Below are 11,974 nucleotides of genomic sequence, written 5' to 3' on the forward strand. Positions count from 1 at the left end.
GGATCAATTTCCCGGCTGGAAGGTGCAATCCGCCCCGGTGCCGTCCTTTCGGCGGATGGCATTGGGGTCGATCGTGCAGCTCAGCTTGGTCAGGCTCTCGAAATTCGATCCTGCGGCGCCGTCGGGCGGAATGCCGGCCAAGGCTTCGGTGGCGAAGATCTCGCTGGCCGTGGAGCCGTTCACCGTCCTAGTCTTCTTGCCGAAGGTGACCTCGCAGTTCCGCACGGTGATGTCGACATTGCCGGCGCGACAGACGATTCGATCGGCGGTCACCACGATCGGCTTCTTGTAGGGAATGTCGCTGTTGGCGGCGAACAGCATCGCCATCGCCTTCTTCTCGGCGCCGGACAGCACCGACGACAGCGGCGCGATCACCCCCGCGAGCGCCAGCGCCGTCGAGCCCGAGACTTTTGCAGCCGTCGCGTCGGATGCATCGGCGAAGCCGGGGGCGGTTGCGACAACGAGGGCGCAAGCGAGGATCAATCGACCGGCTTTCATCTTGCCTCCCTGGACCTGCAGTCGCGGCTTCCCTCCCGCGCGGCGCGTGGAACCAGTTTAGCATGTAAACGCGAATTAGAAGGCAAGTTCGCCGGGCCTTGCGCCTTTGCGCGGTACGGCTGTTTTGTCCCGAGGTGTCAAACGGTTATGGCGCGCGGCCGAGCCTCGCGCCGACACGGCCGTTCTACTGTGCATGGGGTTGTTTTCACGTTTTTTGTTTGGCCGGCCGGTCAGGCCTGCTTCATCGTCCGGAAGGTGATGGAATAGCGGCGCGCCTCGACCGGCGGGATGCTGTGCTCCCATTGCGACCGCGCCCCGCCGTCCATCATGTAAAGCGAGCGCGGCCGGGCTTCGAGCGTGTGGCGCTCCCATTTGTCGTCGCTACGGCGGCGGAAGCGGAATTTGCAGGACGAGCCGAGCGACAGGCCGAGGATCTTGTCGAAATGCGGCTTGTCGCGATGCCAGCCGATGCCGACGCCAGCTTCGTATTCGGTACAGAGCACCTGCCGCACGCTGCCGTCGGCGAGCCCCGCCCATGCCTCGACCTGCCGCGCGACGGGGACGACCCAGTCCGGGATCGGCTCGGCCTCGGCCAGCCGCTGCCATGTGTAGTCGTAGCGATAGCCAAAGGCCGCCACCCGGCGGTTGCCCTCGAAGGCGCCGAACTGGAAGCGCTGGAGCGGCAATGCTGCGATGCGGCCGATGAGCGCCTGCTCGACGGCGGCCTCGACGAAGTCTTCGATGTAGCGAAGGCCGGCAGGCCCTGCTTGCGGATTGGCGAACAAACCAAACTGCGTCATTTCCTCGCATTTCCGTGATGGAACCTAATAGCGGCCGATGCGACTTACATATACGCGGAAAGTAACGTGCGAGGCTGTCATGGCAGAGAAGCATACCGCCGATCCGGCAGAGATCATGCGGGCGACCGGTCATCCTGAGCTGGAATACGCCGCCGGCTGGACCATCGCCGGTCTGGTCACCATCGGCACCATCGTCGCCGCCTGGGTGTTCGCGATCTAGCCCATTGGAAACTGCAGCTCGAACGCTGCGCCCCGATCGGTCGGCTTGAGCCTGATCGAGCCGCCATGGCTCGCCATGACTGCGCGCGCGATCGCCAGCCCCATCCCGGTGCCGCCCTGGTCGCGGCGGGTGGTGAAGAACGCGTCGAAGATCCTGTCGCGGTTCGGCGCCGAGATCGGCTCGCCGTCATTGCTTACCGTCAGACGCAGGGTCGTGCGCTCGTCGATCGCCTCCAGCCTGATGGTCCCCGCCTTGTGCCGCATAGCATTGTCGGCGAGATGCGACAGCACGATCAGCGCCTTCTCAGCCGACATGCCGATCATCAGGTCGAGGCTGCCGCTGGCCTCGATTGAGCTCACGGGAAACCGGCTCCTGAGGTCGGCAATCACGGGCGCCAATTCCGTGCGCTCGTTTTGCGGCAGGCTTTCGGCACGCGCGAGTTCGCGAAGCCGCTGCGCCATCGCTTCCAGCCGCTTTGTGTCGGACAGGATGTTGGCGATGAACATCTCCTGCTCGACCAGCGTCAGGCTGCCCGCTTTGCCCTGAACCGAATCCTGCAACAGCTCGGCGGCGCCCTTGATCGAGGTCAGCGGCGATTTCAGTTCGTGGGTGAGGTGGGCCGAGAAGGTCGCGATATAGTCCGAGCGCCGCGCGAGCTGTTCGGCCATGCCGAGGAAGCTGTGCGAGAGCTGGGCGAACTCGCGCGTGCCGTAGTGCCGCAACGGTCTGAACGCCTCGCGGTCGCCGCGCCCTATTCTGGTGGCGCGGTCGATCAGCTCGCGCATCGGCAGCGTGATAGTGCGCGAGAATACGAGGCCAATCGCGATCGTGCCGAGAACCACGGCAAGACCCGCCAGCACGAACTTGGCCCGCTCCTGGTAGAGATGGTCGAAGATGTTGCTCGGCGTCCGCGTCGTGTAGATCACCCCCGCGACGCGGTTGTTGACGATAACAGGCATTGCCGAAAACACGTGGACGCCGAGGCCGCGGCTGAAGGAATAGATCGACGGCGGCGGCTTGTCGGGCACGCGGTTGCGCAGGGTGGCGCGGTATTGCCCATGCAGCGCGTCCGCGACCTCCTCGATATGGGCGAGCGATTGCCCGACCTCCTGCCGCCCCGCGATCACCACGCCTTGGGGATCGAGGATCCGGAAGCCCGCCAGCGTCACCTTCTGGGTCTCGCGGAGGATCGGCGTCAGCCTTGCACCGATCTCGACATAGGCTGGCTGCGCCGGCTGGATTGCTGCTTGCGCGTCGGGCCGTCGCCGCAACAGATCGTTGGCGGTGAGATCGAGCGCTGGCCGGATCGGGGTGACTTGGTCGCCGGGGTCGGGCAGCACGCCTGATGGTACCTCCGCGCCGAGCGTGAGGCCGCTATCGAGCCTTGCTGTGACTTCCTGCGCATAGATCGTCGCGAGCACGCGGCTCTGCGCAATCAGCTCGGCCTGGGTCTGGCGGATCAGCTGGTTGTCGTAGAGACGGAAGAAGAACAGGCCGACCAGCGGCAGCACGCCGACGGTCGCCAGCACCGTGAAGATCACGAGAGTGAGCGACGGCCGCCATTTGTCGGGCGCGGCGCTCATGCCTCTTTCTCGCAGCGGCCGAGCTTGAAGCCGACGCTGTGGATGGTCTCGATGACGTTGTCGCAGGCCTGCGCCGCGAGCTTGGCGCGGATGTTGCGGATGTGGCTGTCGATAGTGCGGTCGGAGACCTGGATGTTGAGCTGGTAGGCCGCCCGCATCAGCTGCTCGCGATTGAACACCGAGGTCGGCCGGGTCAGGAACGCGCGCAAGATGCCGAACTCGATCGCGGTCAGCTTCAGCGGCGTGCCAGCGAAGGACGCGACATGCTGCTCGGGATCGATCAGCAGGCCGCCTTGCGCGAGGGCCGACGGCCCCGCCTTGGCCTCGCCATTGCGCGGGCCGAGACGGCGCAGGATGACATTGACCCGCGCCACCAGCTCGCGCGGACTGAAGGGCTTCGTCACGTAGTCATCGCCGCCGATCTCGAGGCCGAGGATGCGGTCGATCTCCTCGTCGCGGGCCGACAGGAACAGGATCGGCACGTCGGAGCTCTTGCGGATTTCCCGGCAGACATCGAGGCCGTCGAATTCGGGCATGCCGATGTCGAGTACGATCAGGTCAGGCCTATCGGCGGCAAAGCGGCTCAGCGCCTCCTTGCCGTCGCGCGCCTCGATCACGTCCATGCCGGCTTTCCTCAAAGCGACGCGGATGACCTCGCGGATATGGCCTTCGTCGTCGACGATGAGAATGCGATGCGCCAAGAATCTCTCCGCTGCTTCGTCAGCCCGCCGACCGAGCTTTCGCCAGCGCGTCCAGCCTGCGCTGGAGCCGCCAATTCCGGAAGCCCCAGCTCCGCCAGGCCAGATCCTGACGCTGGACTTCTACAAGCCGATCGCGCCGCGACACAAGGCAGTTGTCGCCCGGGCGATGAGCGATGACCTTGTCGAGGGCAGGCAGCGCCTGCGGCCCGAGGGTGAGGAGATAGTTGGCGTCGATGCTCAAGCCTTTACCCGACATTTCGTTGCTGTGGCTCAGATTATAGTCGGCGATGAATGCATCGAAGTTCACCAGCGAGCAGCCATACAGCGCGATCGTTAACGCGATCAGATTGGCGCCGACGAGCCATTGGTTGGACCTGCTGAGCACGATACGGGCGACGATCAGGATCAGCCCTAGCGCCACCAGTCCCATCCAGATGAAGGCCGCGATGCGCCAGTAGGTCAGCATGTAGATGTCGACGTAAAGCTCGAGGCGAAGGATGGAGGAGGCGACGAGCAGAACGTTCTGTCCCACCCAGAGATACACCAGCGGCCGGATGATCTTCGATTTCTCCGCCGGACCGCCCGGGCGCATCGCCACCAGCACGAAGGCGGCGGCGAGCAGTGCGGTCGCGATCAGCGGATAGGCGCCGCGATGGGCATAGGCCGCATAGGTCAAATTTGTCGGCAGCGCGACATGCCCCCAGAGATAGATACCGTCGAGGATCGATTGCGCAGCGAACAGCAGGTTGAACAGGATCAGCGAGCGCAGGATGGTGGAGGGGCCTAGGAACTGAGCCGAGACTTGGGACGGCAGCGGCGGCGGCACGGGGCCATCGACGACCGTCGTGGTGGCAATCGTCCCGCGCCGCCAGCGCACATGGATGAACGGCCAGACCAGCGCCAGCATCACGATCCAGAACAGCACGCGCGGGATGCTGATATAGTCGAGGATGAGCTTTGGATCGAGCAGGAACACCCACTGCTCGATCAGCGGATTGGCTGCGGCGAACAGTGCGATGAACACAGTGCTCAGCGCTGCAGGCAGAAGCCAGAGTGCGATGCTCCGGGTGAGTGCCGACATGTTGAAGATTTGAAGCGCTTCGGGGAAGACCCTGAAGGGTCCGAGCAAGACAAAGTTTCGTAGCGCCCGGGCACGGTCCGCCGAGCCCGTCGTCTCCGAATTGCTCGCGAGCAGCAGTGCCAAGAGCAGTGCCGCGACGAGGATCAGGAAGGACAGGGCATTAAGGTCCTCTGTCGCCGGCACGAGACCCGCGACGAGAATGGCTGCACCGATCTTGGCGCGCCGCGGATCGAGTGCCGCATGATTGAACAGCATCGACACGCAAGCCGTCGCGATCGCAAAGAGCGTCAGCGATAGCCCGATACGCGGGCCATAGAACAGCCAGTCGGCGAGCGCAGCCAGTGCCAGTGCGACGCCAAGCTTGGCAGGAATGGAGGAAGGCCTGATCGGCTGGAGGTCCGCTGCTATCGTCGAAGCCAGGCTCGTCATGTTCAAATGACCTTTCGTGAATGTTGGCACCACGAAGTCTGAACGTCGTTTGTGCAGAAGGCGGGATCGTCGTCTGCACGGCTTCAGGAGTCTTTTGCAGATTATGTGCAGGCGCGCTTTTGGTCCTTACGCGGCGCAAATCGCTTTGATAGGTGCGATGCGTTCATCACATTGGGCGTGACGCATCATGCAATCCCTCAACCGCATCGGTCTCATTCTGCTCTGGCTTGCCGCGCCTCTCGTCGCATTTGCGGCCGCGAACAAGAACGATCCTTATCTGTTCATGCTGCGCGGCGTCGGAAACATCGCGATTGTCGTCACAAGCATCGTCATCGCCATCGTGCTGCTGCACCGCGGGCGCTGGCGGAGCATCGCCGGCAAGCTGCTCGTCATGCTCTGGTGCGTTCCGCCGCTCCTGATGTCGGCGGCGCACCTTAAATTTGAACTGCGCAAGCGCGATGTTCTTGCCGCCAGTGCGGCCGAGGCGCATCAGCTCGGACCTCACTTCATGGTCGGCTATTCCTCGTTTACCGAGGTAGCGCGCCTCGCCGAGCAAGGATTGATCGGCGGCGTCTACGTCACCCGGCACAACGTCCGGGGCCGGTCCGTCGAGACGTTGCGCACCGAGATCGCGGCACTCCAGGACAAGCGGCGCGCCGCCGGCCTGCCGCCGCTGGTCGTGGCCGCGGACCAGGAGGGCGGCATCGTCGGGCATCTTGCGCCGCCGCTGACGAAGCTGCCGGCGCTGGCGACGCTTGCCGGGCTTGCCCCCGATGACCAACAGGCCAAGGCGGCAGAGTTCGGCCGCATCCACGGACGTGAACTCGCCGGGCTCGGCGTCAACCTCAATCTCGCACCGGTGCTCGATCTCAAGCCGCCGGGCCGGCGCAATCGCCTCGATTTTCACACACTCATCGGCCAGCGCGCGATTGCGACCGATCCGGCCGTCGTCGGCGCGATCGCGCGCGCCTATGTGCGCGGGTTGGAAGAATCCGGGGTCGGCGCCACACTGAAGCATTTTCCCGGCATCGGCCGCGTGCGCACCGACACCCATCATTTCAGTGCCAATCTCAACACGCCGGTGAAGGAGTTGGAGGCAACCGACTGGCTTCCGTTCCGCGAGGTGCTGTCGCATTCGCGCAGCGCGATCATGGTCGGGCATGTCACGCTCACGGCCGTCGATCCCGGTCGCGCCGCCTCGCATTCGAAGCGTGTCGTCGAGGGGATCATTCGCGACAAATGGGGCTATCAGGGCGTCGTCATGACCGACGATCTCGTCATGGGCGCGATCTACCAGCACGACGTCTGCCAGGCCGTGGTCGAGGCCATCAACGCGGGGGTCGATCTGCTGCTGGTTGCCTATGACGGCGCGCAATTCTACCGGATTTTCGCTTGTGCTCTGGATGGATCGCGGCAGGGCAAGCTCGATACGGCGATGCTGCGCGCGAGCGAAGCGCGGCTCGCGCGGGGTTTCCCGTCCGAACAGGCGCGAGCCGCCTCACGCCCTGTGAGCGTCGCCCGCCAAAACTAGCCCTTCGCGAACTGCCGGTAGTCAGGCTCGCGATGAAACCAGAATTCGTAACCGGTGATGGCCTTCTGCATGGCGACGTCGTGGATCGGCTGGTTGAGCGGAATGACGGGAACGTCGCGCATGCAGAGCGCGATGAAATCCTTGACGGCCTTGTCGTACTCGGCGGTATCCGTGGTGAACCGCGCCGTGTCGATCAGCGCGTCCATTTCCTTGTTCTGGTAGGAGGAGATGTTGAAGATCGAATTGTTGCCGTGGAAATTCCAGTAGAAGTAGTATTCGGGATAATCGAGCCAGCCGCTGAAACGATTCAGCGCGAGCGGCAGCTCCTTCTTGTTCAGTGTGGTGCGCCAGTTCGCGCCGGGGATCTTCTCGATCGCCGCCTTGATTCCGATCTTGGCGAGGCTCTCCTGGATCAGGATCGCGGTCGGCTCGCCGACCGTGGCCGTGCCGGTGTCGAGCGACAACGTCGTCTCCAGCCCTGACTCGAAGCCTGCCTCCTTCATCAGGGCCTTGGCCTTGTCGAGATCGGTGACGTAGGGAAACGGTTGCGGCCACACTGGCTTTGAGACGTCCGCCGCTCCGCCATACATCGGAACGGCGCGTCCGAAGAACGCGCTGCTCTGGATCTGCTCATAAGGCATCGCCCAGGCGACGGCTTGGCGCAGCTTCACATTGTCGAACGGCGGCTTTGCCGCGTTGAGCGCGACGGACCAGAGCGCATTCGGGATCGGCACGCCCGAGACCTTGACCTTGCCCTCCCGAATGATCTGCTCGAAGTCACGCGGCGCAAAGCCGCTGGAGATATCCGCATCGCCTCGTTCCAGCATGGCGCGGCGGGTGCCGGCGGAGGGGACGTCGCGCGCGATCACGCGCCGGAGCTTCGGGAGAGGTCCACACTTCCAATCGTCGAAGCGCGCCAGCACGGTCTCGCTGCCCGGCTTCCAGCTTTCGATCCTGTAAGCGCCGCCGCCTGCCTCGTTGTTCCTGAGCCAGGCCAGCGCCCAAGGGTCTTCCGCCGTCGCGTTCTTTTTCGCGAGCTCCGAGTTGATGATGAAGGGCACGACCACCGCGACGTTGAACAGCAGCATCTTGTCCTTGCGCACATAGTCGATGCGGAAGGTGTGGTCGTCGACTACGACGAACTGCTCGGGCTTTTCCAGCGACCCCGCCGACATCTGAAAGGTCGGAAAGCCGCCGACCTTCACCGCGCGGTCGAACGACCATTTGACGTCCTTTGCGGTGACCGGTGTACCGTCGTGGAATTTTGCGTCCTTCCGCAATTTGAAAGTGCAGGACATGCCGTCGGCCGCAACCTCGAAGCTCTCGGCGAGTTCAGGTGCGAGCTTCTCGCGGTCATAAGACAGCGTGCCGTCGGGGAGGTTCTTGGAGGCGTAGCTCAGCAGGCGATCGTAGCAATTCCAGGACAGCCCGTTCACGGTCTGGTTGGAGCCGACGCCCTGCATGTCGAGCGAGTTTGGCCCGAGCTCCTGCACCACCAGCAGCGTCTCGGCACGACCCTGCGCCCGGGCGAAACGCGGCGCAACGGCCGTTATTCCGGCGAGGCCGAAGCCGCCGAGCACGCTGCGGCGGTTTAGTTCGAATGATGATGCGCTCATGGGGGGCTCACTCTTGAGAGATTTGCACCATAAAGAGGCAAGGCGCATGCCATCGGCCGCGCCTCACGGCGTCGCACGCTGCGCGCACCTCAATCCTACGGCGTCACCGCTCCGCGGCTCACGGCCCGCGGGGCAGTCAGCTCTTTCCAGGTGGAATTGGCGACATGCACCGGCGAGAACGCCGGGCGCTCGACATAATGGCCGTCGCCGGCCTCGGCACGCAGATCGCCATCGTTCCAGACGATTCGGCCGCGCGACAGCGTCGCCGCCGGTCCGCCGGTGCAGGAAAAGCCCTCGAACACGTTGTAATCGATCCGGCTCATCTGCCGTTTCGCGCTAATGGTCCTGCTCGCCTTGGGATCCCAAACCACGACGTCGGCGTCCGAGCCGACGGCGACCGCGCCCTTGCGCGGATAGATGTTGAGGATGCGGGCGATGTTCGCAGAGGTCACCGCGACGAACTCTTCCTTCGTCAGCCGTCCCGTGGTGACGCCCGCGGTCCACAGCAGCGCGAGGCGATCTTCGAGGCCGCCGGTGCCGTTCGGGATCTTTCTGAAATCGCCGAGCCCGAATCGCTTCTGCTCGGTGGTGAAGGCGCAGTGGTCGGTCGCGACCACCTGCAGCGAGCCAGCTTGCAGACCGGCCCAAAGACTATCCTGATGCGACCTGTCGCGGAACGGCGGCGACATCACGCGCTGCGCGGAATGATCCCAGTCCTTGTTCTGATATTCACCGGCGTCCAGCAGCAAATGCTGGATCAACGGCTCGCCATAGACGCGCTTGCCCGCCGCACGTGCGCGCGCGATCGCCTCATGCGCTTCGCGGCAGCTGGTATGCACGATGTAGATCGGCGTCCCCGTCATGTCGGCGATCATGATGGCGCGGTTGGTGGCTTCGCCCTCGACCTCCGGCGGTCGTGAATAAGCGTGTCCCTCGGGCCCGGTGACACCGCGCGCGATCAGCGCCTCCTGCATCAAGGCGACGACGTCGCCGTTCTCCGCATGCACGACGGGCATGGCGCCGAGATGGGCGCAGCGAGCGAACGAGTTGTAGAGCTCGTCGTCGTTCACCATCAGCGCGCCCTTGTAGGCCATGAAGTGCTTGAAGGTGTTGATGCCGTAGGTTTTGACCACGGTCTCCATCTCGTCATGGATCTGCTTCGACCACGACGTTACCGCCATGTGGAAGCCGTAGTCGGAAGCCGCCTTCTCGGATTTGTGCCGCCACTCCTGATAGGCCGCGAGCATCGACTGGCCAGGATCGGTCAGGCAGAAATCCACCACCATGGTGGTGCCACCGGCCAGCGCCGCCTTGGTTCCCGATTCGAAATCGTCCGCGGTGACCGTGCCCATGAACGGCATTTCGAGATGGGTGTGCGGATCGATGCCGCCCGGGATAACGTAGGCGCCGCCGGCATCGACGATCTCGCTGCCGGTGGGCGCATCGAGCGACTGCCCGACCGCGACGACGGTCGCGCCGTCGATCAGCACGTCCGCCCGGCGCGAATGATCATGATTGACGACGGTGCCGCCGCGGATGAGGAGGGGCATTGGAGCTCCGGAGAGAGGCGTAATCCTCGCGACGCTAAGCGCGCCGCATGCGATGCGACAGGTGAAATTTTAGTCAGGCGCCGCCGACAGTTGAGCCGTGTTCTCTCGGCATCTACGCCGCCCGCGCGATCAGTCCGTCGACCATCGCGCGCACCAGGCCCGCAATTTCCTTCCGGAGCGCCGGCAGCGGTACCGCGACCAGTTTCTGCTCCAGTCCCAGCGCCACCATGCCATGCACCGCCGAGAACAGGCTGCGCGCGGTGATGCCGAGCTCCTCCCGACTGCGTTTTGGAAACAGCGCGGCCAGCGGCTTGGAGACGTGGCGGAACAGCTGCAGCTGGTCGTCGATGGACCAGTCGGGGAGGGGCTTGTCGGCTGCCATGCGGTGCTCGAACAGCGCACGCCATAGTTCGAGATTTTCCGCGGCGAAATCGCAATAGACGAGGGCGATGCGGACCAGCCTCTCAGGCGACGGCTCGCCCGCGCCTTCCGCCGCGCTCAGGGCCTCGTCGAGCCGGTGCAACGTGCGCGAGCCAACTCGCAGGATCAGCTCGTCCACATCGGCTACGAGATTGTAGACCGCGCCGTTGGCGCAGCCGATCTCGCTGGCGAGATCGCGGGTTTTTAGGCCCGCCAGTCCCCTGTCGGCGATCATTCGTTCCGCCGCCAGGATCAGATCGGATCGAAGTTTCTCCCGGCGTTCCAATGCCTTAGTCATCTGCAACCAAATTTCTGAGCGTTGCTCAAACATTTCTTGAACGAAGTTCAAGTTTCTTGCTACAAACCATCTGTGAGCAACGCTCATAACAAGGAGCTTCAGATGTTCAAGACCGTTGTGACACTTTTCCGCGGTAGCGTGGCCGCCGCCGGCGAGGAGCTGGAAGACCGGACAGCCCTTTTGATCCTCGATCAACAGATGCGCGACGCGGCCGCCGCCCTCGAGCGCGGCAAACGGACCTTGGCGCTGGCGATCGCACAGGACCAGCAGGAAGGCCGCAAGCTCGAGGCGACCGTCACCCGCATCGCCGATCTCGAGACGCGCGCGGTTGCGGCGCTCGATGGCGGCCGCGAGGATCTCGCCAACGACGCCGCCGAAGCCATCGCGGGCCTCGAGGCCGATCGCGATGCCGCGCTGACGGCACGCGCCTTGTTCGCGAGCGAGATTGCCCGGCTGAAGCGGCACGTCGCAAGCGCGCAGGCCCGCATCACCGAGCTCGACCGCGGCCGCCGCGTCGCCCGTGCCTCGGAAGCGGTGCGCTCGCTTCGCCGCAGCGGCATCGAGGCGGCACGTCCCTACGAATCAACGCTGCCGGAGGCGGAGAGCACTTTGAGGCGTCTTCGTGAGCGGCAGATGGAAGCCCAGGCCGCCGACGACGCGCTGGTCGAACTCGATGCGGCCACCGGTCCGCTCGCCACCGCCGAAAAACTCGCCGAGCAGGGTTTTGGCCTCCGGCTCAAGACGACCGCGGACGACGTGCTGGCGCGGTTGAGGTCCAAGCGTACGCCGACTGTCTGATCCCAATCCATCATCATTCGAACCAACAGGAGACCATCATGAACCAGAACGGCCAGCTCCACAGCGGCGCCTGGGTGACCTTCACTTACGTGTCCTTCGCAGCCTCCGCCTTCCTCGTCGCCGTTGGCGTCTTCTTCCTGCCGATCGATTTCTGGATGAAGGGCTATCTCACCATGGGAATCGTGATGCTGATCCAGACCTGCGTCACTCTGACCAAGACCATCCGCGACAATCACGAAAGCAGCCGGATGGTGAACCGCATCGAGGATGCCAAGGCGGAACGTCTGCTGATGGAAGTCTCCAAGGCGGCTTGACAAGCATAGACAATCCGCAAGGAAGCAGCGGAGCAATGCACTCCGCTGCTTCGGCGCCGGAGCGCATTTCGTCACCTCATATCGCGCCTGCGAAATGCAACAGAGCCATGACGATCCCGCGGGCGTGCGCTCTTG

12 protein-coding genes are annotated in these 11,974 nt (G+C 64.2%); 4 read left to right on the forward strand and 8 right to left on the reverse strand.

The features are described 5' to 3' along the window. Nucleotides 1-3 precede the first annotated feature (3 nt). Both AC0L21_RS32045 and AC0L21_RS32050 read right to left on the reverse strand, forming a co-directional pair. The gene (locus AC0L21_RS32045; RefSeq protein WP_473265680.1) at nt 4-498 is read right to left on the reverse strand and encodes a hypothetical protein; all 495 of its coding nucleotides are present in this window, start codon (nt 496-498) and stop codon (nt 4-6) included. A 230-nt stretch (nt 499-728) separates the two neighbouring features. Next, nucleotides 729-1,298, reverse strand: a complete 570-nt coding sequence (locus AC0L21_RS32050; protein ID WP_473265681.1) for an alpha-ketoglutarate-dependent dioxygenase AlkB — start codon at nt 1,296-1,298, stop codon at nt 729-731. 79 nt (nt 1,299-1,377) lie between these two features. Here AC0L21_RS32050 and AC0L21_RS32055 point away from each other — a divergent pair, with 79 nt between their 5' ends. Then, entirely contained in the window at nt 1,378-1,518 is a 141-nt protein-coding gene (locus tag AC0L21_RS32055; RefSeq protein ID WP_007597071.1) for a hypothetical protein, read from the forward strand. Here AC0L21_RS32055 and AC0L21_RS32060 read toward each other — a convergent pair. The 3 genes from AC0L21_RS32060 to AC0L21_RS32070 are packed head-to-tail and all read right to left on the reverse strand — an operon-like array spanning nt 1,515 to nt 5,312. Then, entirely contained in the window at nt 1,515-3,101 is a 1,587-nt protein-coding gene (locus AC0L21_RS32060) for an ATP-binding protein (RefSeq protein WP_473265682.1), read from the reverse strand. The genes AC0L21_RS32055 and AC0L21_RS32060 overlap by 4 nt on opposite strands. Further along, nucleotides 3,098-3,802, reverse strand: coding sequence for a response regulator transcription factor (locus AC0L21_RS32065; protein WP_473265683.1), 705 nt, complete (start codon nt 3,800-3,802; stop codon nt 3,098-3,100). The genes AC0L21_RS32060 and AC0L21_RS32065 overlap by 4 nt, the downstream gene beginning before the upstream one ends. A 19-nt stretch (nt 3,803-3,821) precedes the next feature. After that, complete coding sequence (locus AC0L21_RS32070; protein ID WP_473265684.1) at nt 3,822-5,312, reverse strand: DUF4153 domain-containing protein; 1,491 nt, start codon at nt 5,310-5,312, stop codon at nt 3,822-3,824. A 187-nt stretch (nt 5,313-5,499) separates the two neighbouring features. Between AC0L21_RS32070 and AC0L21_RS32075 the strand changes: the two genes are divergently transcribed. After that, nucleotides 5,500-6,843, forward strand: coding sequence for a glycoside hydrolase family 3 N-terminal domain-containing protein (locus AC0L21_RS32075; RefSeq protein WP_473265685.1), 1,344 nt, complete (start codon nt 5,500-5,502; stop codon nt 6,841-6,843). On the opposite strand, the gene AC0L21_RS32080 is transcribed toward AC0L21_RS32075, so the two are convergent. From AC0L21_RS32080 to AC0L21_RS32090, 3 genes are all read right to left on the reverse strand, one after another. Continuing rightward, entirely contained in the window at nt 6,840-8,459 is a 1,620-nt protein-coding gene (locus AC0L21_RS32080; protein WP_473265686.1) for an ABC transporter substrate-binding protein, read from the reverse strand. The two genes, AC0L21_RS32075 and AC0L21_RS32080, sit on opposite strands and share 4 nt — an antisense overlap. Nucleotides 8,460-8,554: 95 nt before the next feature. Next, on the reverse strand, nt 8,555-10,009 hold the full coding sequence (hydA, locus tag AC0L21_RS32085) for a dihydropyrimidinase (protein ID WP_473265687.1): 1,455 nt from the start codon (nt 10,007-10,009) through the stop codon (nt 8,555-8,557). A gap of 112 nt (nt 10,010-10,121) precedes the next feature. Then, the gene (locus AC0L21_RS32090; protein ID WP_473265711.1) at nt 10,122-10,727 is read right to left on the reverse strand and encodes a TetR/AcrR family transcriptional regulator; all 606 of its coding nucleotides are present in this window, start codon (nt 10,725-10,727) and stop codon (nt 10,122-10,124) included. Between the two features lie 102 nt (nt 10,728-10,829). Here AC0L21_RS32090 and AC0L21_RS32095 point away from each other — a divergent pair, with 102 nt between their 5' ends. Further along, nucleotides 10,830-11,525: a PspA/IM30 family protein gene (locus AC0L21_RS32095; protein WP_473265688.1), complete on the forward strand. Its 696-nt coding sequence runs from the start codon at nt 10,830-10,832 to the stop codon at nt 11,523-11,525. A gap of 38 nt (nt 11,526-11,563) precedes the next feature. Then, nucleotides 11,564-11,839, forward strand: coding sequence for a YiaA/YiaB family inner membrane protein (locus AC0L21_RS32100; RefSeq protein WP_473265689.1), 276 nt, complete (start codon nt 11,564-11,566; stop codon nt 11,837-11,839). The last annotated feature ends 135 nt before the right edge of the window (nt 11,840-11,974 follow it).

Source organism: Bradyrhizobium sp. WSM4873 (genome assembly GCF_055811355.1).